The sequence below is a fragment of the Flagellimonas halotolerans genome (assembly GCF_035818535.1).
Lineage (GTDB): Bacteria > Bacteroidota > Bacteroidia > Flavobacteriales > Flavobacteriaceae > Flagellimonas > Flagellimonas halotolerans.
The window spans coordinates 45,772-71,253 of the sequence record NZ_JAYKYV010000005.1; the positions used below are offsets into that span (position 1 = coordinate 45,772).

The 25,482-nt window shown below is 45.4% G+C and carries 14 protein-coding genes; 2 read left to right on the top strand and 12 right to left on the bottom strand.

Annotation, left to right across the window (positions count from 1 at the left end):
- Nucleotides 1-2 precede the first annotated feature (2 nt).
- Nucleotides 3-1,535, bottom strand: a complete 1,533-nt coding sequence (locus tag VM932_RS07500) for an alpha-N-arabinofuranosidase (RefSeq protein ID WP_326278172.1) — start codon at nt 1,533-1,535, stop codon at nt 3-5.
- Between the two features lie 381 nt (nt 1,536-1,916).
- On the opposite strand from VM932_RS07500, the gene VM932_RS07505 reads away from it, so the two are divergent.
- Complete coding sequence (locus tag VM932_RS07505; RefSeq protein ID WP_326278173.1) at nt 1,917-2,654, top strand: NUDIX hydrolase; 738 nt, start codon at nt 1,917-1,919, stop codon at nt 2,652-2,654.
- A 21-nt stretch (nt 2,655-2,675) separates the two neighbouring features.
- Here the strand turns inward: VM932_RS07505 and VM932_RS07510 are convergent, their stop codons facing one another.
- The 9 genes from VM932_RS07510 to VM932_RS07550 all read right to left on the bottom strand — a co-directional run bounded on the left by VM932_RS07510 (nt 2,676) and on the right by VM932_RS07550 (nt 19,685).
- The gene (locus VM932_RS07510; protein WP_326278174.1) at nt 2,676-4,826 is read right to left on the bottom strand and encodes a family 43 glycosylhydrolase; all 2,151 of its coding nucleotides are present in this window, start codon (nt 4,824-4,826) and stop codon (nt 2,676-2,678) included.
- Nucleotides 4,827-4,856: 30 nt separating this feature from the next.
- On the bottom strand, nt 4,857-7,559 hold the full coding sequence (locus VM932_RS07515; RefSeq protein WP_326278175.1) for a DUF5695 domain-containing protein: 2,703 nt from the start codon (nt 7,557-7,559) through the stop codon (nt 4,857-4,859).
- 72 nt (nt 7,560-7,631) lie between these two features.
- Entirely contained in the window at nt 7,632-9,386 is a 1,755-nt protein-coding gene (locus tag VM932_RS07520; RefSeq protein WP_326278176.1) for a DUF885 family protein, read from the bottom strand.
- A 27-nt stretch (nt 9,387-9,413) separates the two neighbouring features.
- A complete protein-coding gene (locus VM932_RS07525) occupies nt 9,414-12,464 on the bottom strand; it encodes a beta-L-arabinofuranosidase domain-containing protein (RefSeq protein WP_326278177.1) in 3,051 nt (1,016 codons plus the stop codon).
- Between the two features lie 49 nt (nt 12,465-12,513).
- Nucleotides 12,514-14,775: a S9 family peptidase gene (locus VM932_RS07530; protein WP_326278179.1), complete on the bottom strand. Its 2,262-nt coding sequence runs from the start codon at nt 14,773-14,775 to the stop codon at nt 12,514-12,516.
- A gap of 147 nt (nt 14,776-14,922) precedes the next feature.
- Nucleotides 14,923-16,167, bottom strand: a complete 1,245-nt coding sequence (locus VM932_RS07535) for an NAD(P)/FAD-dependent oxidoreductase (protein ID WP_326278180.1) — start codon at nt 16,165-16,167, stop codon at nt 14,923-14,925.
- Nucleotides 16,168-16,180: 13 nt separating this feature from the next.
- A complete protein-coding gene (locus VM932_RS07540; RefSeq protein WP_326278181.1) occupies nt 16,181-17,188 on the bottom strand; it encodes a 4-hydroxyproline epimerase in 1,008 nt (335 codons plus the stop codon).
- Between the two features lie 53 nt (nt 17,189-17,241).
- The gene (locus VM932_RS07545; RefSeq protein WP_326278183.1) at nt 17,242-18,765 is read right to left on the bottom strand and encodes an aldehyde dehydrogenase (NADP(+)); all 1,524 of its coding nucleotides are present in this window, start codon (nt 18,763-18,765) and stop codon (nt 17,242-17,244) included.
- Entirely contained in the window at nt 18,762-19,685 is a 924-nt protein-coding gene (locus tag VM932_RS07550) for a dihydrodipicolinate synthase family protein (RefSeq protein ID WP_326278184.1), read from the bottom strand. The genes VM932_RS07545 and VM932_RS07550 overlap by 4 nt, the downstream gene beginning before the upstream one ends.
- Before the next feature lie 131 nt (nt 19,686-19,816).
- Here VM932_RS07550 and VM932_RS07555 point away from each other — a divergent pair, with 131 nt between their 5' ends.
- A complete protein-coding gene (locus VM932_RS07555) occupies nt 19,817-20,659 on the top strand; it encodes an AraC family transcriptional regulator (RefSeq protein WP_326278185.1) in 843 nt (280 codons plus the stop codon).
- 163 nt (nt 20,660-20,822) lie between these two features.
- Here the strand turns inward: VM932_RS07555 and VM932_RS07560 are convergent, their stop codons facing one another.
- Both VM932_RS07560 and VM932_RS07565 read right to left on the bottom strand, forming a co-directional pair.
- Nucleotides 20,823-22,421, bottom strand: coding sequence for a RagB/SusD family nutrient uptake outer membrane protein (locus VM932_RS07560; RefSeq protein ID WP_326278186.1), 1,599 nt, complete (start codon nt 22,419-22,421; stop codon nt 20,823-20,825).
- Between the two features lie 12 nt (nt 22,422-22,433).
- Nucleotides 22,434-25,430, bottom strand: coding sequence for a SusC/RagA family TonB-linked outer membrane protein (locus VM932_RS07565; protein ID WP_326278187.1), 2,997 nt, complete (start codon nt 25,428-25,430; stop codon nt 22,434-22,436).
- Nucleotides 25,431-25,482 lie beyond the last annotated feature (52 nt).

A 25,482-nucleotide genomic window follows, 5' to 3' on the forward strand; every position in this document is an offset into this window, starting at 1 on the left:
TGCTATTTTCCTTGTAAAACAATAAGCGAGTGTGCGGGAATGACAAGCGAGATTTTCCCTTTTTTCAATTTGGCTCCTTTGAATTCCTTTGGGGTCACTTTTTCGGGATCATCAAAGGAATTATAGTCCTGCAACCTATCCGATGTCAAAACCTGTCCATTGATGTTTTTGATGTCCAGACCGGAAATATCCAGTTCTACGGGCATATTGTTTTCAGGGTCTATGTTCACCAAGGAGATATGGATCTTCCCCGCTTGATCCCTTGACGCGGATACAGATAGGGCCGGAAGTCCCCTGAACATTTTATTTTTATCAATTTTGGATGGCAACAACTGCGCATCTTGGTGCACTTTGTACATGTGCATGACATGGTAAGTGGGGGTTTTGATCATTTTCTCCTCGTCAGTAAGGATCACGGCCTGTAGCACATTGACCATTTGGGCCAGATTGGCCATTTTCACCCTTCGGGCGTGGTTATTGAACGTATTGAGCACGGTTCCTGCGATCATTACATCACGGATGGTGTTCTGTTGGTAAAGCACTCCGTTTTTTACTTCGGGCTCGGCATCGTACCAGCCTCCCCACTCGTCCACAAAAAGGTCCACTTTCCCTTCGGGATCGTACTTGTCCATGATCTCGATGTGCTTGGTGACGTACTCTTCCATCTTCAGCGCCTGCTCCATCGACTTGAAGTAGATCTCATCGTCGAAATTGACAGATGGCCCTTTGTTGGACCAATCAATCACTGCGTAATCGTGAAGGGCCACGGCTTCCATTAATTCATGAGGCACATTTTTCATAAGGGTTTCCGTCCAGTGATAATCGTCTTCCGATGCACCTGATGCAATCCTATATACTTCCGTCTCACCAGACCAACCGGGCATGAAAGTGGCATATTGTCTGTAGATATCCGCGTAGTATTCCGCTGTCATGTTGCCACCACAGCCCCAGGTTTCGTTGCCAACCCCCCAATATTTTACTTTCCACGGCTCTTCCCTGCCATTTTCACGGCGCCAATCGGCCATGGGACTGATCCCGTCATGGTTGGTGTACTGTACCCAGTCTATCAACTCCTGTACAGTGCCACTGCCCACATTGGCAGAGAGGTAGGGTTCCGCACCCAATTCTTCACAAAGGTTCAAAAAGTTATGGGTCCCAAAACTGTTGTCCTCTGTGGTTCCGCCCCACCATCGGTTCACGATGGTAGGTCTATCTTCTTTGGGCCCTACCCCATCTTTCCAGTGGTAGGTATCCGCAAAACAACCTCCTGGCCACCTTAAATTAGGGATATTGAGTTCCTTGAGGGCCTCGATAATATCATTTCGGACTCCATCGGTATTGGGAATGATTTTGTTTTCCTCCCCAACATAAAGCCCCTCATAAATACAACGTCCCAGATGTTCGGCAAAATGGCCATAGATGTGTTTACTAATTTGCGGCGAACCGGATTCTTCTGTTATTTGGACCACAATGGATTGTTGTGCGGACAACTGCATGGAGAAGATCAAGCTGAAAAGTAAGGCAAAATATTTCATGAAAAACTAAATTACGGATTACAAAAAGTCAAAAAAGGACCACGAACCTACCATGGCCATAACCATATATCACTAAACTTAAACCAACCCAAACAAGTCGCTTTGATCAACTATTGAAGGCCATTTCTTTAAGTGTTGTTTATACATTTATAAATATAGCAAAAGTTTTTGCGTTAAAACAAATTAAATTACAATTTTTATGTGTTTAATTTACACAATTAAAACCAAAAATACATTCAACTGATTTTATGGACCTTAAATATCCACAGGTATCAAGCAATTATTCATTATTGTGAATTTTGAAGGGACCAAAAGTGATTTTGGGGCCATTTCCGTACTGGATATTTGTCAAAAAAAGTTAGTTTTAAGAATTTAGAGCCCATGGAAATACCCAAAGAAGCGAAATTGTCCAAGGACATCAACACACAACTCAATTTCTATCAAAAAGAAGACCAAGTACTTTTGGCCGTGGACTGCATTATTTTTGGTTTCGACAAAACCAACCTGAAAATTTTGCTGATCAAACGAAATTTTGAACCTGAAAAGGGAAAATGGTCCCTAATCGGTGGGTTCTTGAAAAAAAATGAAAATCTCGACCAAGCTGCGACACGGGTGCTGAACACCCTCACCGGATTGAGCGATATTTACATGGAACAGCTCTACACCTACAGTAAAGTGGACCGAGATCCCGGCCAACGCACCATATCGGTGGCATATTTTGCCCTGATCGATGTGGATTCCCACCAGTTTGACGGGATTCAAATCGATTCTGCCCGTTGGTTCGACCTTGATGAAGCTCCCGAGCTCATTTTTGACCATAATGAAATGATCCGGAAGGCCATTTCAAGATTACAGCGTAGGGCCATGACCATGCCCATCGGGTTTGAACTGCTCCCTGAAAAGTTCACCATGCGACAGCTTCAAAACCTGTACGAATCCATTTTGGACAAAAAACTGGATAAGCGCAACTTCATCAACAAGATCAATTCTTTGGACGTATTGGTGAAATTGGACGAAAAGGATATGACCGTCTCGCGTAAGGGTGCCTATCTGTATGTTTTTGATAAAGAGAAGTACGAGAAAAAGGTCGAGGAAGACGGATTCAGTTTCAAACTGTGACCATTGTCAAAAGCTGTTCGGTTACTTTTTACCGTCTGACGGTCTTGTTGCCTCCATCAGCTTTTTGATTTCACTTTCGGTCAGCGCATAATCATACATCTGCATGGATGCCATATGGCCAGAATAGTTCTCACCCACATCCGAGGCACCTATCCTTATTTTGGCAGCATCGATTTGCGAGGCAAGGGCCATGACTTGGGAATTGTCCAATTTCCCATCCACATATATATTTTCCACTACTCCATCAAAGGTCAGCACTATATGGTGCCATTGATCGGCTGATGGAAGATTATTATATTCCATATCAAAATGGCCATCCAAATGTGCGGCTGCCCCATAATGTCCACTGTTAAAATGCAAAGCATTGTAGGAATTGGCCAAATTGAACCTGAACCTGTCGCACCAAGACACCAAACACTCGTCTTCTTTGGCTATTTGAGGGTTTTTGACCCATGTGGCCACGGTAAAAGAACCGTTCCATTCCAGACTTTTTGGAACCGGTCTGTCCAAAACAAGTGCCCCCTTGGTGAAGTTCAATGCCCTTGTCCCTTCCGCATCCTCTTCAACGGTCACTTCGCCTTCCTTCTCAAAATTTCCCCCGATGTTTCCCCTATTGGGCAGACTGGCAAGGTCATGTTGGATAGGTAAATCATTTGCATCAATAGCTACCAATTTCCTATTCAAACTTTTGGCCCCAGGTCCTTCTTTTGATGGTTTGCTTTGCAAATCCAACGGAGCCTCAAACAAGGAACCGAACACCTTGATGTTCCAGACCGCTGCGTACAGACCCGTCTTTTCAACGTCCAACACGGTAAGTTTCAAATAACGGGCCTTGACATCCCTGTCATCGATCATGGGACTCCCTGCAATCCTATTTTTAGAACGGTCTGCGAAAACCTCCCAATTTTTCCCATCCAAGGAATATTCCAATTTGTATTGATAGTAGTATCCGGCAAACTCAAATTGGGTCATCACCCTTTGTATTGGGGACACTTTTCCCAGATTCAAGGTCAAATGCTGCGGAAATGAATTGTTGCCAGCTTTCCACATGGTCGCATTGTGGTCGTCCGTGGCAAAAGATGGCTTGTACCGATAATCGTATTGGAGCGATTGTAAATGGTAAAAGGAAGAGGCGGTTGCCTTAGCTCCAAGCGCCAGGTTCTTCGGAGCATTGGATTTTACAAAATGTTGAAGGTCCTTGCTTCCCGGAACTACCTTCCTTATGGTGGAATCGTTTTCAAAAACCATTTCATCCATAGTAACTTGACGCGAGAGACCTCCCCTTGTCATGGGGTAATCGTGCTTATGATAAACAATATAGTAGCGTCCATCTTCTTCCAAAACCGAATGATGTCCGGGCCCGTGGACAGTTCCTTCCCCATTGGTACCAAGAATTGGATTGTTAGCACCTGGGGTAAAGGGTCCATAGGGGGTGTCGGAATAGGAATATCTGACGTTGTAGGTTTCATCATGGCAGGAGCCACCGGAATACATCAAAATGTATTTGCCCCCTTTCTTCATCATATAGGCGGCTTCAAAAGGTTTTGGGGTCTCCTCCAAAGGAATGTTCTTTGCATTGCTGACCTTTGACATGTTTCCACTGTCCAATTCGCCTACGGCATATCCGCCATTGTAGTGCACCCAAGTGCCCCAAAAGGCATAAATTCGTCCATCATCATCCTTAAAGAATTGGGCATCGAGGGACGGAAATCCTTTTCTGGGATAGTTGTGGGCGATTACCGGGGTATCATCCTTGTTCAATTTTTCCCAAGGGCCAACGGGGGTGTCGGACACATATCCATAGATATTGCACCCCGCCTGACAATTACCAAAATAGAGGTAATATCTACCATCATCCCCTTCAATGATATCCGGCGCCCAGAAATTCCTAAGGTTGATGGATTCCAGCGAGGGAACTTCCATGGTATAGTTGTACCAATGCCCAAAATCCTTGCTATACCAAACCGTAGGCACCCCGGAGGCCAACATTTCATTGTCGGTAGTGGCGTAGATGTAGTAGATATCTCCAAACCTTTTGATGGTAGGGTCGGCAAAATATCCGGGAAGAATCGGGTTGATATCTTCCATGGAAAGTGGTCCCATACGTTGCTGACCGGAAATGGTCCCCCATGCCAAAATCAACAACAATATGTTCAGCACCCTACTCTTCATTCAATTCCCCGGATTTGATTTCTTTGGTTTTTATAGTTTGACCTCGATTTCTTTTTTGCCCAGTTCAATTTGGTATGCTCCCCTTACTTTCTTGTATGAAAGTTCAACATCGCTTCCATCCACGCGTAAATAAGCGTAGGGAGTATGCGCTGTTTTTCCATTCAAGGTCAAGATCACCTCACCAGTACTGTCGTTATAGGCCACCTTTTTAAACGAACCTGCATCCAAGGTCAACCATAACTTTTTAGGCGCAATGAAGACCTTGGACTTTGCTGCCGTGGTCAATTCCATTTCCACCTCATCCCCTTTTTGGGACAGATTGCCGCCAAAGGCCAACCATCCCATATCCTCATCCTTGACAAGGTAGGAAGAAGTGTTCACGGCATATCCATAGAAACCGGAACCATAATCCCCGGAAATGCCATCAATTTTAAGGGTTGATGGGTATGAATGGAACGCTGCCGGGCCAAAGCCATCTTGAGTGATGTTGGAAATTCCGCCCAAAAGGCCTCCGTAACCCACTTTCAACAGATACAGATCGTCAGGCTTCTTTCGGAAGTGGCTCAGTACGGGAATGGCATTCAACGATGACCCATAATGATGGATCTGTCGTTCGACACGCGATGTTTCCCCCGCCTTTCCTCCATACAAAAAGTCCCAATACCTTCTGGCATTGCCGTTATAGCCCCAATGCGGCATAGTGGGCATATAGGCCAAAATGGCATTCAGGGTAACCATCGCCTTTCGGTCATACCCAAAGTAATCGGACCACATATACACTTCTTCCTGTCCTGTGGAATCCCAGGGCATCTCACTGCCAAAGGGATAATCCAAGGCCTTCCAGTGGTCCGCCCTTTCCTTCATCCGTTTTTCCAAATCGGTGGCCATCCCCGTAAGCCCTTCGTTTTTCAGATCTTCCAGAATCAAGAGGAATACGGATCCTTCCATCTGCCCAAACTGGGCATAGTAGGGAGCTTTCTCTACCATGGCAACACTGGTGTGGTAGGCATTTTCCAAATACCAATCCCAAGGACGGTTGTCCACCAGTCCCTCATGATAACGGGACAAACGATACATTGTCCAATAGGCCGCTGCCACGTGCGGATAATTGTACGATCTTCCGGGATCATTGGCATGCTTATGGTCCCAAGCAGCCCATGTATTGTAGTTGATCTTGTAGCTGTACGTTCCTTTCGGCAAAGAGTCGGGTTCGTAATAGAACACACTTTTCTTCACTCCATACTTTAGGGGCCCCTCATTGTACTGGATACCCCCCCATAGGGTTTCATCCACAAAGGCTTGTAATTTTTGAATCTCTTCCTTGTCGGGCTGCACCAACTGCTTCATAACGGCGGCCAACCAACTGCCCGCACCACCCTCATCGCTCAATCCACTGATCCAGACCCTTCCATCCTGTGCCACCTGTTCTTTCTTTTCATAGTCATAACTGATGGCCGATGGATTACGTCCAAAAGGGTCGTTGGGATCATCGAACCACTGTTCCGTGGTCAAAAAATGTCCGAAATCCTTGATGACCTCTGTTTCCGGTTTGATGGTTTTGTAATTGATGGTCTGCTCCACGCCATCAGCATAGGTTATGGTAAGCCTTGCCCTGCCCCATTTTTTACCTTGGACACTGTATTTTTTCTTTCCTGATGGGGTCTTGCCATCCTCTTTGATTTCCAAGGAACCTTTAGGTTCAATCCCCAAAGAAGCCACTTCACTTGTGTAATCAATGAACAACTGGCCCTCCACATCTTGGGGCAACACATAACCGGGCACCCCGACCGCTACGGGACGCTCTTCTTCCACTAAAGTCTCCTGAATATTTTTGATTCCTTCAGAAAGCACAAATTTCAAGGAAAAGCTTTTGGTTGCCTTGGGCCGGAGGGTGAGCGATGTAGGCTCGTTCCACTGCTCCACATCTTTCCATTCTTTCTCTGCGTAGGCCTTACTGTGGGCCATCCACTCGTGAAAACCTTCAAAAACAATGCTTTTAGGGGTGGGGTCGTCCAACAAAGGCCTGTACGCCTCAAAGGCCATGTTCTCTTTGGGCAACACCAATAGTGCCGGGCCTCTTCCGCTCAATCTTTTCACTTCCAGATATCCCGCATCTTTTCCAATGTAAGGATCAAAAAACACATTTTGGGCATGGGTCTCGGTCAATGATTTCCCCTCCAGGATGTTATTGAAGATCATGGGAACGCCCAAGGCTCCGATTTCCACAGGGACATTTTGCTTATTGGTGATCTCAAAACGCATCACCAATTGTTCATTGTCCAATTCATAATAGCGTTTCACCGATACCGGAATGTCACCGGGCAAGGTGTTGGCCAAATCGGCACCGGCAAGGATATTTCCACTAACCTCCAAAGGCTTTACGGCTGCACGGCTGGTAGCGGTGGAATAATTTTTCCAAATACCGTTGGCATCCTTTATCCGAAGGTTGATGTCGCCAAGGTGATAGAGACTGTCCTTATCCCTGATTTCGAGCCGTTCCCCGGGGGTAAAATCAAAGTAAGGCTCGCTGTTTGGATTAAGTGCAGCAACCGTTTGCGAGGCCCGCACCAATTTTAACCGGAATTCGGGTGTATTGAATTTTTGATAGATATCGGCAATGCCCAAGGTAGATTCCCTTTTCTCGACCCTGCTCCAATAGGTTTCTTGTGCTTTTAGGGTTGATATGGTGGCAAAACAAAATGCCGAGACCATCCAATACTTTATATGCTTCATTTTAGTGCTAGTTTGGTTTTTGGGGGAAGTGTCTATTGACACCTCCCTATCCTTAAAATAATCTGTAGGTTCCTATTGGAACGCTGTGGAGAACTTCCACTTGGTTTTATAGTTTTTGTTGAGCGGTAGGTCCTGCAAAAGACTGCGAAGGAGCTCCACTGGCATTCTTCCTTCTTGCATTACCCGATCGTGAAATTGTTTTTCTGTCCAACCCTTTTCCAACATTTCATTTCGGAGCGCGTAAAATTGGAGGCCACCCATCATATAGGCCAATTGGTACAGTGGTGGATAATTGGTCGTAAACGAACGCCGCACCTCTGCTTCGGCATTGGCATACTCGTGGCCCACTTCATCCACCAAAAGGTCGATACACTCCTGTGGGGTCATTTCGCCCAAGTGGAATTTGAGCGAGAAAATGATCCGTGCACACCTGTGGATCCTCCAGAACAGCATTCCGAGTTTTTGCTCGGGTGTTTGCGGAAAATCTTTGTTCCATAGGTTAATTTCCCAATAAAGGGCCCATCCCTCTGTCCAAAAAGGGGTGGAAAAAGCCCTTCGGTAACTCTTGTGGCGGCTGGTCATGAAATATTGTAGATTGTGTCCGGGCAACAATTCGTGCTGCACCGTGGGAAACGAAAAGTTGGGATTGTTTCCGCGCATGCTCATCAACTTGTCATCATGGTCCATTTCCATGGTCGGATAGGAAATGATGATGTCCCTACCGCCCAAAAAGAACGGATTGACCTTCTGTCTTTCGGGGCTCATCATTTTCATGCCCCAGGTTTCCTTGGCCAAATCCGGCAAGGTGATCAAATCTCTCTCTTCTATAAAATCCACGGAATGTGAATACAGGTCCATGATGGCCTGTGGCTGCTCCCCGGCCGGAACGTAGGTATTCTTCACATGTTCCAAGGCTTTTTTCCAATCATCGCCATATCCCAATTCACGGGATGCCTTTATCATTTCATTTTTGCACCACTCAAATTGTTCTTCGGCAGTTTTTATAAGTTCGGCCGGCGTGTAGGGAATGAATGCCATGGCAAGGCTTTCATTGAGTGCTTCCTCTCCAATGGGCTTGCCAATGATACCGCTTCCATCGTCCTTGACACTGCCCTGCGCGTAATTTTCTTTGAGGAAATCCGCATAAGCGGTCAACTTTTCGTTGAGTTTTTTATAGGGTTCTTCCACCCACCAAGTAAAATCTGGGTCGTAGCCGTAATAAAAGTTGTATGCTTCCTCCAATCCCCTTTGCAATGAAAGTACAACGGTCGAGGCTTTGTCCGCAGTTTGCCAATCCTTGAATGGTTTTGATTTCCAGGATTCCATTTCCGAATCAATGGTTCTGGTGGCATTTTGAAATAACTGTGCCAAATTTTTGGCATCCGGTTTTTTGCCCCTGCGTCGTTCTTGGATGAACGGAAGGATATCCTTGGCAAAATGGCCTACTTCATCAACTTCCTTGAAGGCATTGTAATCTTGGTTCAAAAAATACTCCCCCTTGGTCACCAAGTTCTTCAAAAGAACATAATCCACCTTCCCCTGTTGGGATAAAGAACCAAAATCTATACTGGCCATTTTCTTTTGCCAGTCGGAATAGAATTTGGAGAAGCGCTGATAGTACTCGTCGGATTCGTCAACGATGTAGGTTCGGTCCAAGGCCCAGTTGTCGGCTTCGAACTCGGTGACAAGGTCGGCCAATTGGCTGGTCTGCGCTGTTGCGAGGGAGCCAACCATGACCGCTGCAATGATTCCTATTTTTTTAAAACCCATATTGTTCGTGTTTAGTTTTTGTCCGTTTCTACCTAAAGGTAGCGATTGGTTTTTCATTGTATTGGTTTCATTGATAAAATGGATCTACTCCAGGGTGACATCCAAATAAACCGAGTGGCGCCCGTAGGTTTCATAAAACGGCTTATAAACCACACCGTCAATGATAAATTCAAGTGCCTTGGGGTCACCTTTTATGGTTTTTCCTATATCCTCGGCATCCAAAGTCACTTTACGCCATTCATTTCGTGGTTCTGTTTCTTGGGCCACCAACAAAATGGGGCCATAAAAAAGACTTGCTATGTTTTGTTGGTCCATCACCGGATCCAAATGGAACTGGAACGGCATTTTTATGTCGATTTTATCACCATTTTTCCACTTGCGGCTCAGGGTAAGATATGTGCCTGGCCTGGCTTGGACTTTTTCTTCCTTACCGTTCACTTTTACATAAAAACCTTTGGTCGCCCACTGTGGCACTCGGATGTTGAGATCAAATTTTCCTTTGCCCTTTATGGTCAATTGGGTATTGTCCTCTTTTGGGAAAGCGGTTTTTTGCTCAACAGTAATATTCTTCTCGGTCCATTCCAAGGTTGATGGAACGAAGAGATTGACAAAAAGTGTACTGTTGTCCCTGCTTTTGAAATAAATGGAATTCTGGAGCTTGGTGCTACTCTCCAAAGCGGTACCGTTGCAACAGGTGAACCCGGTCATCTGAGGGTTCCCAAATCTTTTCACGGAACCCGGTCTCAAGGGCACGTGATAGGTATTGGCCGGGCTGTCCTCGGCCACAGAGGCCAGGATATGGTTGTACAACCCTCGTTCGTAATAGTCCATCAACTCGGTACGCTGGTCAAAAAGAAACAGGTTTTTGGTGAGCTTGAGCATATTATATGTGGCGCAGGTTTCATTTTGCCCCCCGGATGAAAACCCATTTTCGTACAATGAGGCCGGCTGGGCGATAAAACATTCGGCGTTCGTGGGGTTTCTTGCCCCGGCAACCCCACCAATGCTGTACATATAATCATTTTTGGCCTTGTACCAGAAATTGTCGGCCACATGGTAATACTCTGGGGATTCCGAATCGCGGTAGATTTCCAAGGCCCCCACAATTTGGGGAATGTGCTGGTTGGCGTGCAATCCACGGAAGGAGTCCACGTTTTTGGCCAATCCGTGTGAATGTTCCGCATCACCAAAAAACATTTTGATGTTGTCAAACAATTGGGCCACTTTGAGGTAGCGGGGTTCATCGGTGATCCTGTCCAAGCGGGCCATGGCTTCGTTCATTCCGCCAAACTCCCCTGCAATGTACCTGTTCCACATACTGATCAGGGTCTCTGTGGACAACTGGTTCAATCGGGCATAAACCCAATCGCCCATTCCCTTGGCAATGTCAAGCGCCTTTTTGTTGCCACTGACCTCATAAATGTCCATCAAGCCCGCCAATATTTTGTGCAAAGTGTAGTAAGGTGCCCAAACCTGTGTTGGCTGGGTGCCATAGGTGGCCCCATTTTCCAACATGATGAACTGATCGGGAGGATAGGCACTGATAAATCCTTCGCCCCAGTTCCAATAATCTGTTCGGATGCCATTTTCGCTCAAGTCGGAATCGTAGGTCGATTTACCTGGACCTGGAGGGACCGCCGTTGGGTCGGCGACATGCTCTCTCCCAGCTTTGGCAGGTTGCCCAGACATCTGCGACAGCTCATAGAGCACTTCCACCATATAGTCCATCTTGTCCGCAAAGTTGGCCTGCAATTCCTTATCATAACCGGTGCTGGCGTAAGCCTGTGCAATGGCCGTTAGATAGTGTCCCGTGGCGTGTCCCCGCAATTTGGTTTCCTGACTGTCCCAAACACCCAATGGTTTTGCTCCTTCGGGCTGTTGTTGTCCAAAGGCATTGCGGAACATATAGAGGAAGGAATCCGGATCGGTCTGCGCCAAGGTATTTATAAACTTGTCACGATTTTCAATAAATTTTGTTTGCTGGCCGTGTGCATCGGCGTTGAGTGACACTTGGTCCAAGCCGAAAACATCCAATTTGAGGCTTGGCGTATCCGATTCCTTGCTTGCTTTTACCGTAACCCGGGCCTTGGGTTGAAGATCCGTTCCGGAAACCCTACCGGTAATCACATAGCTTCCGGGTTTTGAAACATCGGAATTGTCGGTCGGGGCTGGCCAAAGCACCCTTACTTTTGGACCTTCGATCCCATTGCGGTACGTACCTTTAACATAGCGGGGCAATCTTGGCAAAAAGCCCACTTTGGTTTCAACCGCTACATCGGACACTCCTGTTAGATATTCATTGTACAGTTGGGGGGTGTTTGGGGGGAACTTTGGTAGGTCGTTCTCTGGTTTTTCCCTTTGTGCCAAACCATCGCCCCCGCGAAGGGCAATATAGCGGATCCTGGCAATCTGATTTTCGCTCAAGGGAGTCCGGTACAATCTAAAATCATGGATCTTGGCATTGACGTAAGTGTCTCCCGATGCTATCGCCTTTCCGATGTAGAGTTGGTTTTCATGGGTGAACAATTGTCCCAGCTCCATTTCCATATTCCCTGCTTTCCCTACTTGCTTCCCGTTGATGTAGGTGGTCATGGATTTTGAGGGAATGTCCAGAACCAAGGCAAGATGTACCCACTCGCCAGTTTCTATTTTTGAATCTGGTGAAAGTGCTTCGTATTCTTTCTTGTCTTCTTTGATGATGACCGACTGAAATGCTTCATTTTCCCCAATGCCCGATGGTGCCACAAAAAGATGTGTCCTGTCATCCTTTCCAAAATCAAAAAGTCGTTGTCCGGGTTCCAAGGATTTAAAATTGACCCAAGCAGTGATGCTCAGGGATTCTTCCCCTTCCAAGGATTCACCGGGGACTGAAACGTAAGATTCGCCATCCCCTGGCAAAACAAGTACCTTACCGAACTTTTCATCCTCGGCAAAACTGGCATTGGGACCGTGAATCCTTCCATGCAAATTGTTTCGTGACCAATCCTTGGCATCGCCATCAAAAATGTACCGGGCAATCATTGCGGTCTCACCAATTCCGTCCAAAATCTGATTGCCGCTCTGCGCTTGTACAAAACTTGTACACCAAGCGGAAAAAAACAATATCGTACCAACGAACAACTTACATAACTTCATAATAAATCTTTTCTCCAATATTTATACTAACCTTTGGTTCTATGTGTTTTCAATTTTTCCATTCGTAGATTTCTTCCCAAGACGGGGGATCGACACCCATCAAGTGTTTTACAAAAAAGTCCTTGCGTTTCCGTTCCCCAAATTCCCCACCGGAAGAATGTCCCATCCCGGGAATGGTGATCAACTCAAAATCTTTGTTGGCTTTGATCAAGGCATTGGCAAACTGCATGGTGCTGGCCGGATCTACGTTGTCGTCCACCTCGCCCAAAATGAGCATGAGGTTACCGCCCATTTGGGCCGCATTCTCCACATTGGAACTGGCTGCGTAATGGGGGCCAATGGGATAGCCCATGAACTGTTCATTCCACCAGATCTTGTCCATCCTATTGTCGTGGCACCCACATGAGGAGACCGCTACATCATAAAAATCCGAATTGAAGACCAAGGCTGCCGCCGCGTTCTGTCCACCAGCGGATGTACCAAAAATCCCAACCCTTTCAGCGTCCATATAGGGATACTTTTTGGCCGCTTCCTTGATCCATATCTTCCGATCGGGAAAACCACCATCCTTTAAATTCTGCCAACATACGTCATGAAAAGCCTTGGAACGGTTGGAAGTGCCCATCCCATCTATCTGAACCACAATGAAACCCAATTCGGCCAAGGAGGACATGGACCAGTTGTAGGCCCTGAAATCCTTGGGCACAAAGGAACTGTGGGGTCCAGCGTAAATATATTCAATGACCGGGTATGTCTTGTTGGGGTCGAAAGAGGTCGGCCGGATGATAATGCCCCAGATATCGGTTACGCCGTCCCGGCCCTTTGCCGTAAACACTTCGGGGGCGATCCATCCTTCTTTCAGCAAAGCGGAATGGTCGGCCTTTTGCAACTGCATGATGGCCTTGCCGTTTTGTGATGATTTCAAAAGGGTGATAGGTGGTGCATCGACCCGGGAGTATTGATCTACATAATATGCATAATCCTCGGAAAACGTGACCTCGTGGTTCCCATTTTCCTTGGTGAACCGAGTGAGGTTCTTTCCATCAAAACCAACTTTGAAGTAGTGCTGAAAGTATGGATCCTGATCCTTGTCCAGTCCACTCGCGGTGAAATACACTTCCCTGTTTTTCCCATCCACATGAATGACCTTGCGCACTACCCATTCACCTTTGGTGAGCTGCTTTTTCACCTGTCCGATCGCCCCGTCATAAAGATATATGTGGTTCCAGCCGTCCCGCTCGGAAGTCCATATAATTTCCTTGCCGTCGGCAACATCGTATCGGTATTTTTTACTGCTGTAATCGATGAAGGTCTTGCTGGTCTCATTCACCAACACCTTCACCTTTCCAGTGATGGCATTTACCTCGATCACTTTGTACGCTTGGTGCCCCCTTTGGTTATATTCGAAGGTAAATGCGCGGCTGTCCTCCCTCCATTCCATATTGTTCAGTCCAAATTGATGGTTGAATTCGTCCGTTGGAATCGGGATATGTTTATGGGCATCTACCAAAAATAGTTGTGGGCTTTTGAAGGGAAGTTCATCCCCTGGCTTCAAATAATCCCTGGATTGCAACTTGGGCTGAAATTGGTCCTCTGGGCTGGATTCCACAAAGTAAATTTTACGGTCGTCACCAGGGCGCACCTTGTAGGCCATGATTTTTTTGCCGTCGGGGGACCATTTGATATAAGTGGAATAGAAAAACCCGGGAGCGCCATCATAGCTCAACTGGGTTTCCTCTTTGGTCTTGTTGTCCTTAATGTATAAGTTGTTGTTTTTGATGAATGCGGTCATAGTGGAATCCGGGGAAACCACGGGCGGATTGTTTTTCTCATCAAACCTACTGCCCCAATAGCCTCTGTCCCTGCTTCTATCCTCAACACTCGCTTCAATTACCGTCAGTTTATTGGCATTGGGACGGTAGGAAACCCTTGCCTTGTCAAAAATGAATTTCAACTCTTTCAGGTCCGTATCGAACTCCAACCCACTAATCCCCATGTTCTTTGGATCGACATCCGTATCAAATTCTTCAGAAAGCAATTTGGCCAAGACCTCATGATCAAAACATTTTGCTTGCGTTTTTTTTGCAGGATCGACCCACAGGTACTCTTTTCCCTCAGCAGTATTGTTCACATACCATAACAGGTTATTTTCAAGCCAATGAAAAGTCGAGGGCGAGTTGGTGACCTTGTCCCGGAACAGGGAATCCAACGCTATCGCCTTTTTATATTCCGCTAAAGTTCCTTGGGCAAATGATGTGCTTACCGTTACAAGTATAAAAAATACACTTATTTTTTTGACAAAAGATTCCATAGTTTAAATAAGTCTAAAACTAGAGATAATCTCCCGTTGTACGCCAATCCAAATTATCATATACTTATACTATATTACCCTTAACACCACTTTAAGCACAAAAAGATGCAAGTTTACAGTAATGTAGTCTGGATATTGCGGATTTGGTTATTTGAACCTGTCCGGTGAAAGAGATGCAAGGTTTACCATGGTTTTTGCCTTGGCTATTTCTTGTGCCACCAACTTTCCGGTTACAGGTCCCAAGCTCCACCCCATCATGGCATGACCGGCGGCAATGGTCAAATTTTGGTATTTTGAGGTTTTGCCAATGTAGGGCAACCCATCTGGGGACACAGGCCTGAGCCCGGATGTTGCCCTGTTCAATTCGTCTGGCTGTATTTCAACATCCCGATAGTGGGTCTTGACAGCCTTGGCCAAGGCTTCCACCCTTTCTTTTTTGATGGTATTGTTGTTACCGGAAAACTCCATGGTTCCCGCAAAACGGGTAAAACCATCCATAGGGGTTATGGCCATTCTGGCATCTACCAAAATGGTGGGCAACGTAATATCCGTAGGCCTATGCACATCCGTGCTATATCCCTTTCCACCTTGAATGGGAATATCCAAACCAATGGATGAAACCAGTTTTGAAGTCCAGCTTCCACTGGCCAAAACAAATTCATCGGCCTCAAAAATGGAGTCTTGCGTTTTCAAGGAGACTATTTTTTTCCCCTTAACGGTAAAACCCCCAACCTTTTGGTTGAACTTAAACTCCACACCTTGGGACAGTAGCCAAACCTTTAGTTGCTGCATAAAATGGTTGGGGGTCATGTGGGCATCACATTGGTAATGTACGGCTCCCTTTACCTTATCGGAAAAAACGGGCTGGATTTCTTGCAGCTTTTCCTTGGAAAGTATGGACGCCTCCAGCCCTTCCCTTATGGCCTGTTCGGCTACCTTACGTTCTTCATGTTCGGCTTTGTCAGAGCAATAGGCCATCAGCACACCTTTCCTTTCATAATGAAAATCAAAATCGTGGGAAGCCAATAGCTCTTCGTACAAACCCCTGCTCTTCAGGTTGAGTTCCTTGAGTACCGGAATGGCTTTTTTGACCTTGGAGGTGGTCGCCGATTTTTTAAAAAGCAGGGCCCATTTAAAGAATTCCATATCCCATCTGGGCTTTATATACAAAGGACTGGAACTGTTGAGCATCCATTTAAGGCCTTGGGTAATGATTCCCGGTGCGGCCAATGGAATAAAATGGCTTGGGGTGATGTATCCTGCATTGATAAATGAGGCGCCATTGGTCATATCGGTTTGGTCCAATAGTGTCACTCCATATCCTTCCTTTACCAAATAATAGGCACTACAAAGGCCGGAGATTCCTCCCCCTACAACAATCACTTTCTTCATTTTGGAAAATCGTTTATAAAACCTGGAACCCGTGTGCATAAGGGTCGTCATCATCTATAATGATGTTGTTGTAGCCCGTTATCTGGGCCCACCCTTGAATGCTGGGCACTATGGCTTGTTTGTCCGCCAGTGTGGTTTCCTTTTCCACCCTGCCAATGAATTTGCTGCCAATAAAGCTCTCATGGATGAAAGGTTCACCTATCTTCAGTTTGCCCTTGGCATACAATTGCGCCATTCTTGCAGAGGTTCCCGTACCGCATGGGGAACGGTCTATGGCCTTGTCTCCATAAAAAACGGCGTTCCTCCCTGACGAGTTCGGGTCTATGGGATCTCCTGTCCAGAGCATGTGGCTGACATCCCTGATGGTGCTGTTTTCGGGGTGGATAAAGATATCTGGGTATTTTTCATTGATCCTCCTCCTCACCACTTGGGAATAATGGATGATCTGCCCTGCTGAAAAATTATGCACGCCCTTAAAGTTTTCCTGCGGATCTACAATGGCATAATAGTTTCCTCCGTAGGCAACATCAAAAGTGATTTCACCCAGTTCCGGGCATTCCACCGTCAAATTTTCGGCGGCCAAATAGGATTTTACATTGACCAAACGGACCCAATCCACTTTCTTTCCGGTTTGTTTGTATTCAATTTCCACCAACCCTGCTGGAGCTTCCATCCTAATTTTTCCCGGTGTTTTGGGTACAATCAAGCCTTCTTCCATGGCCACGGTAATGGTTCCGATAGTCCCGTGTCCGCACATGGGCAAACAACCAGAGGTCTCGATAAAGAGAATGGCAAAATCATTTTCGGGTTCATGAGGTGGGAGCAAAATGCTCCCACTCATCATATCATGTCCCCGAGGCTCAAACATTAACCCTTTTCTAATCCAGTCAAATTCCTTTAGGAAATGCTGTCTCTTTTCACTCATGTTGGCCCCTATCAAATTGGGGCCGCCCCCTGCCACAACCCTTACCGGATTCCCGCAGGTATGGGCATCAACACAAAAAAAAGTTTTTCTTGCCACTCGTTGTCTTTAAAACTGACTCATTTATTTTAATAGATCATTGCCTGTGCACCTTATCCATTTAAATGGTCGGGCAACAGATTTTTGGGAAAAGACTGATAGCTTACAGGCCTTACCCATCTTTTAATGGCGTGTGTACCCACGGCAGTAAAACGGGAATCCGTAGATGCCGGATATGGACCGCCGTGCTGCATGGACGGACAAACTTCCACTCCTGTGGGAACTCCATTGTAGATGATTCTACCCACTCGATTCTCAAGGGCGTCCACGATTTCCACTAAATCAAGGGAATCATTTTCTTCCGCAATGAGGGTCCCGGTGAGCTGTCCTTCCAGTCCTTCTATAATCTGCAAAAGCGCTGCTTCGTCCTTGCATTGGACCACCATGGAAAAGGGTCCAAAAACTTCTTGGTGCAATTTGGGGTTGGCCAAAAATTCTGTTCCAGAAACCGTTGCCACTACTGAGGCTGCATAATTGGGCTCCAAGTCTCCTTCAACTTTGCCTACGACCTCAACTCCCAATTGCGAAGTTACATCGCCACCCTTTTTCTCATACCCGCTTTTAATATTGGGGTGCAACATACACTGTGGATCCAAAGCAATGGTCTCTTTTGCCAATTCATTGACAAAATCTTGGGTGTTTTCATCCTTTATCGTCAATAAAAGTCCAGGATTGGTACAGAATTGACCTGTTCCCAAGGTAATGGATCCCGCATAGGTCTTTGCTATTTCATTCCCCCTTTTGGCTATGGCACTTGGAGTTATGATAACCGGGTTGATGCTTCCCATTTCCGCAAATACGGGAATAGGTTCTTCCCTTTTTGCCGCTAGGTCAAACAGTGCTCTTCCTCCTGTGATGCTTCCCGTAAAACCGACCGCTTTTATCTTGGGATGGTTCACCAAATCAACCCCTGCCTGAATACCTCCATTGATACTGGAGAACACTCCTTTTGGCATTCCGGTTTTCCCTGCAGCCCTTACAATGGCAGAGGCCACCAATTCGGATGTACCTGCATGCATGGGGTGCGATTTGACAATTACCGGACAACCTGCGGCCAAAGCACTTGCTGTGTCACCTCCTGCCGTGGAATAGGCCAATGGAAAGTTACTGGCTCCAAAAACGGCCACTGGCCCCAAGGGAATCATTGTTTTTCTCAAATCGTCCTTTGGCAATGGTTTTCGGTCCGGCTGGGCTGCATCAAAGGTGTTTTCCCTCCAATGATCGTTGGAGACCAATTCGGCAAAGGACCTCAATTGGCCCATGGTACGTCCCCTTTCTCCCTTTGCCCTTCCTTCGGGAAGGCCTGACTCTGTAACGTACATATCCACCAACTCTTGGTCCAAGGCCAAAATCTCATCGGCTATGGCATTCAAAAATGCGGCCCTTTGTTTGCCGGGCACATTTCGAAAAATTTTAAAGGCACTCCATGCCGAGGAAACGGCTTCCTCGATTTCCTCTTTTGTGGCTTCCACAAAAGCTGTTGGGTTTTCAATGTTCAATTTGGGATTGGTCGTTTTGAAAACAACACTTCCCTTTGCGCTAAAATCTCCTGCTATACAGTTTTTTCCTGTAATCATACTTCACTTTTTAGGTTTTTATATTCCGGGAGTACCGGTCTGTTTTTCATGGCATCGTCGATAACCTTGATCACCCGCTCCCTTTCTTTACCCTGCAAGGGCAATCTTGGTGCCCTGACATGTTCGGTCCCGATTTCTGTGGCCACTTCGGCCAATTTGATGTTCTGCACCAACTGCGGGCTTATGTCCAACTCCAGCAGGGGCATAAACCAACGGTATATATCCAGGGCTTCGTTGATTTTGCCCGCTTTTACCAATTCATAGATGGCGACGGTCTCCGCTGGATAGGCACAGACCAACCCGGCTACCCAGCCATCCGCTCCTATCACCAAACTCTCTAGACCCAGTGTGTCCACGCCCGTAAAGACCTTCAAACGGTCACCGAAGCGGTTCTTTAATCGGATGACATTGGTGATGTCTCTTGTGGATTCCTTAATGGCCTGAATATTGTCACATTCCAACAACTCCTCCATCATGTCCAAAGTTACCTCAATTTTATAATCCACCGGGTTGTTATAGATCATTATGGGAAGCGAAGTGCTGTTTGCTATGGCCTTAAAATACACTACTGTTTCATGATCGGTTGCCTTATACCTCATGGGAGGCAACACCATAAGTCCTTTAGCACCCAATTTTTCTGCATTTTGTGCCACGGCTATGGCTTCTTTGGTACTCTGCTCTGCAATATTGATAATTACTGGAACCTTATGGCCAACAATTTCCAAAGCAGCCTTGATCAAGGTTTCTTTTTCCTCATTGGCCAGCGTACTTGCTTCACCCAGAGTGCCGCCCAAAATAATTCCGTGTACCCCAGCATCCACTTGAGCCCTAATATTTTTTTCAAACATGGCAAGGTCCAATTCGTCCTCACTTGTAAATTTCGTTGTTACAGCAGGCATAACGCCTTCCCAATGTATCATAATGCTTAGTATTTTGATTACAAAAATAAAATACAACAAGCCAAGAATCGGTCTATTTATTAGCTTGTTATGATACTATATTGACCCAAATTATTGACTGAGGACGATTTTTTAATGATATTTGTATAAAAATGAAAGTTCTCCCGTTCAAAATACCCAAACCTAAAGATGAAGCCTTGGTCTACCAGGTAGACCGGGAACGGGTTTTTTATGACCAGCTTCATCAACATGCGGAAATTCAGATAAGCTATATAGCCAAAGGTGCGGGGTCCTTGATTGTGGGCGACTCTATCAGTGATTACAGGGAAGGGGATATCTTGGTTATTGGAGGGTATGTCCCCCATGCCTTTAAAAGTGATGTCTCCGCATCACCAAAATCCCTTATGTACACCTTGTTTTTTGACATCAATTCTTTTGGCAAGGAATTCTTTCGTATTACAGACCTTTCGTCAACCAAAGAGTTTTTTAAAAAATCGGAGCTTGGAATGCGAGTGATTTCCAATACAGAAATCATCATTGAAGAGTTCAACAAATTAAAGACGCAGAACAAAGTGGAGCAGATAGCCACGCTTTTGATCATTATCAGCCATATAATGCAATCGGAAACTGAGCCTTTGTCTTCCTTTGTATACAGAAAGTCGTTCTCTGATGATGAAGGGAAACGGATGAACGATGTGTTCAAATATGCCATGGACAGGTTTCACGAGCCCATTAACCTTGATGAGGTGGCGGATGTAGCGAATATGAGCAAAAATGCTTTTTGCCGGTATTTTAAAAAGCGAACGAACAAGACTTTTTTCCAATTTTTGATCGAGATACGGATAGAGAATGCCTGTAAGCTTATTTTAAGCAACCCAGAACTTGCCATTTCCATGATTTCCGATCAATGTGGCTTCAACAATATTGCGAATTTTAATAGAAAATTTAAAGAATTGAAGGGCTGTTCCCCCACACAATTTAGGGCCCAGTTTTAATTTGACCCTTATCCCATAAGGAAAAGGAACGTGTGTTTCTTTCAACTTGAAATTCACACAACCCATAAAAATATAAAAGCGGATGGAGACCCATCCGCTTTTTCACTAAACAACAAACTCAAATAATCACTAAATAAGAATATGCTTGAATCGTATTTTTAATTTAATACCCGGGATTCTGACTTAGATTGGTATTGGTATTCAATTCTTCCAAACCTATTGGAAACAATGTGGTATGTTCTCCTTGCGGTGTGTGGTTATACCAATTTTTTGTCTGGTACACACCAAATCGGATCATATCGGATCTTCTTCTTGCCTCTGCGGCAAATTCCCATCCCAACTCATCCAAAAAGCGTCCATAAGGCACTGCTGACTGGTCTCCTGGATCATCAATGGTTCCATCTTCGGCCAAAGTACCGTACTCTACTGTGGTGTCACCTTCCAATTCAGCTCCGGTAACTGTTGCTTGGGCAGGGTCCTCAAAGGAACGCATACGCACTTCGGTTACAATGGCTGCCGCTTCATCGCCCTTATTGGTCCTTAGGAGTGCCTCGGCCTTCATCATCAGGACATCGGTATATCGCAAGAAGGGAAAATCAACACTGAGTCCTCCTGTTGCTCCAGGTTCTATCTCATATTTTCCACATCGGAAACCATCGGTAAAATCACAATCATAAATACTTGGCATTTCCTTTCTCAAGGTCATTACCACACTACCGTCCGATGCATTCAATTGGTCTCCCATTAACCAAGTATCCTCCAAACGGTTGTCGTTTGGATCATAACTATCTATAAACTGTGGGTTACAGCTAGATCCACCCCATGGCTGGGCCTGCATATCAAAAACCAATCGGTGGTCGGGCAAAAGCATTTTCATGTGTGCGTTCCATTGTCCTGCAAAAATTTGATCGTAGGGTATGGCAAACACCATTTCTGGATTGGTTTCATTCTCTGTTTTGAAAATGTCCGAATAACTAGGCGACAATTCAAATGCATTGCTGTTGATGATTTCGTTACAAGCTTCTATGACCTTGCTCCATTGTGGGGTTCCGGTGTACACCTCGGCATTGAGATATACTCTGGCCAATACGTGATAAGCCGCCCACTTGGTCATACGTCCATAGGTAGATTGGTCAACGGTTTCTGTTAAGCTAGGTATAACCTCGGTCAATTCAGATACTATAAAGTTGTATACCTCTGTACGACTGCTCTGTACCGGGAGCTCATCGCTATAACTTGCAATAATTGGCACATTTCCGTGGGTGTCCACCAACATGGAATAGTATAGGGCCCTCAACGCTCTCATTTCGGCAACGATAGAGGCTGCTTGCTCTTCACTTACGGGAAGTTCCCCCGATTCTATCTGCAGTATTACCCTGTTGGCACTATTGATTCCGTTGAAACAGCTAATCCATGTGTTTCTTGGCTGCCATTGGGTCTCTGTCCATTCGTGGAAATGCATCCTTTTGTAGGTACCTCCATCATCCCATCCGTTGGGTCTTGTTGGGGTTACAAACATATCGCCGGGCTCTTCCTGTAGATCAAAGTATCCCTGCCATCCCATTACAAAACGCATGGGTGTGTAGGCCGAGGCCATTACCGAAATTATATCCGACTCGGATGGCGTGAAGGAGGACTCGGTCACTTCCGAGTACACTTCCTCTTCCAGGTCGGTACACCCTATCGGTAGCAGTACTAAGCCGACAAGGAATGTCAATAACTTTATTTTAAGTGAAATCACTTTGTTTATTATATTTTTCATAATCTTATTTTTTTAGAATGTGAAGTTGATACCCAATGTAAATGTCCTGATGGAAGGATATTTATCCCTCTCATCATTACCAGGGGACAATCCATTTCTGTTCACTTCAGGGTCTATCCCCTTATACCCTGTTATGGTGGCAAGGTTAAGACCTGATGCGTAAATGCGGAAGCTCTGGGCAAACTTAATGGCATCTTTTGGCAAGGTGTAGCCCAAGGTAACATTGTCTATCTTCAAGAAGTCCCCATCTTCTACATAATAACTCACAAATCGCTGCACATCTTGCAATACGGCTTTGCCGTAAACCATATCGTAAGCAGAATCCAAGGTATTGTAGCTTATTGTTGGGTTTTCATAGAACATACGGGAGAAATTCAATATCTGGTAGTCCAATGCACCTCTTAAATTGACCATTAAATCCCAGTTCTTGTACCTTACCGTATTGTTCCAACTGTAGTATGCCTTTGGCAGTCCGTTACCCAATACCTGTCTGTCATCATTAGTGGCCTCGGTGGCCGGAACCAAAGATCCATCAGGTCTTTCTATGACCCAAATACCGTCATCGGTAATGTCAACACTTTTAAGTCCATAAAAATTACCGATCGGTTGGCCTTCTTGCACACGGTGTGTACTTATTTGGATAGGTTCTCCGGTGTAGCCTTCATCAAAGAAATCATTGGTCAACTGGAATTCATCATTGGAAAGCGACATGATTTCGTTGGTGTTTGTAGAATATGTCAAGTTAGCGGTCCACTGAAAATTATCTGTTTGGAAAGGAGTTACATTCAATAAAAACTCTAGACCGGTATTCTTGATTTGCGCAACGTTGGCGGCAATGGTACCGAAAAAGTATGGAGGTGTTGGCACACTATAATTGAACAATGCATCCTTTGTGGTTCTGTTATAATAATCAACAGATCCATTGATTCGTCCATCAAGAACACCAAAGTCCAATCCTAGGTTAAACTCTTCCTTTTTCTCCCAACGTAAATTTGGATTGGCATTACGTGAAGGTATCAGTTGCCTTACCCATTGTCCGTTATTCAAGAAATAATCCCCGTAGGTAAGTCCGCTCAATGATTGATAATTGGAACCTGCATTGATTCCTGTAACCCCAAAGCCAGTCCTTAACTTTAGGTTGGAAAGCCAATCCCAATTTTCTGCAAAGGATTCTTGGTTTACACGCCATCCCACTGACACACCTGGGAAATTACCCCATTTATAATCCTCACCAAATCGAGAGGAACCTTCACGGCGCAAACTGGCCATTAACAAATAGCGATCATCATAATTATAAGTGACCCTAGAGAAGAACGCAATCAATTTATCGGAATTCTTGTAGCTGCCCATTCCGGCCTCACCCAATTGAAGTCCTTGTCCGCTACCAAGGTTGTTATAAGTAAAGCCATCTGTTGGAAAACGTCGGTTTGTGGCCCAAAAGCCTTCGTTGGTATTATCTTCATAATTGTAACCTACCAAACCTGTTACCTTGTGTTTTCCGAAACTATTGTCGTAATCCACGGTAAACTGGCCATAATTGCCCACATAATCATCCGTCCCCCTAGAGGCAAATCCCTCTTGTCCGTTTTTTGTGGTCGAAACATGATCCTTGGTTTGGTAAAACCCTCTAATATTTGAATTTCCTTTACGGGTATATAATCCCTTAACGGTAACATGATCTCCAAAATCATAACTCAAGGAAAAGTCAAACCTTGTGTTTCTGTACCTGTTCTGACCTATGGTCTCTTCAATATACGCAACTGGGTTATCGTAAAAATATACATCCCTTTCGTACCATCTCCCATCTTCATTGTATACCGGCTCAGTAGGGTTCCTAATAATGGCCTGTCTGTATATGTATGGATTAAAACTTTCACCGTTACCAAGGGCATTATATGTTTGTTCGCTTAAAATCACCCCAACATTGGCCTTTAATCGGTTATCGAACATCGCGTGGTTTACACTTACTCTGGCCGTGTGTTTTTTATTGTCCGATTTCTGAAAAATACCCTCTATATCTCGATAGTTCAATGAAGCTGTCATATTGGAAGTTGAGTTCCCTCCCCTGAAAATAAGGTTGTGTACTTGGCTAAAGGCATCTCGGGTAATCTCATCAACCCAATCTGTATTTGCACCAAAATCTTGAAGATTGGCCCCATTAAAGGTGTATCCCTCTTCAAATTTTTGTCTTAGTTCACCTGCATCCAAAAAGTTCATTCGGTTGGCTATGGTAGAAAGTGAAGCGTACCCATTATACTCAATGGTCGATTTCATGTCATTTGTCCCTTTCTTTGTCGTGATGATGATCACACCATTGGTGCCCCGGGTACCGTATATTGCAGTAGCGGAACCATCTTTCAACACATCAATGGATTCGATATCCTCGGGTGCCACGGTATTTAAACTCCCCGGAACCCCATCGACCAAAACCAAGGGGTTGGTTCCACCCAAAATTGAAGATGTACCCCTTAAATTGATCTGTGTGCCTTCGGTCGGGTCGCCAGAGGGAGCCGACACCGACAGACCCGCAACTTTACCTTGAATAAGCTGTGCGGCATCCTTTACGTTACCCTGCACAAAGTCTTCACTCTTTACAGTTGCCACAGAACTGGTCACATCGGCACGTTTTTGCGTACCATAACCGATTACCACCACTTCGGAAAGTTGCTCCAAATCCTCCTTAAGCACCACATTTATGGTAGATCTTCCTTGTGCCGGTATTTCTTGGCTCACAAAACCTAAATAAGAAAACACCAATACCGCATTGGATTGCGAGGTGGTAATTTCATAATTTCCATCAAAATCGCTGGCAGTACCATTGGTGGTATTCTTTTCCAATACCGATACACCTGCAATAGGTATCCCCTGCTCATCTGTGATGCTACCCGTAACCGTCTGTTGGGAAAGCCCAGCTTGCGCCATGAAAACGCAGAGCAAGGACAAAACAATCTGTTTTTTTAAACGATTGGTTCCCAGACATTCTTTAAATAAAAAGCTAGCCAATTTCATAATACATTTTAATTTGTTTAGTTAATTCTCCAAGTAAAAAACCATTGCTCAA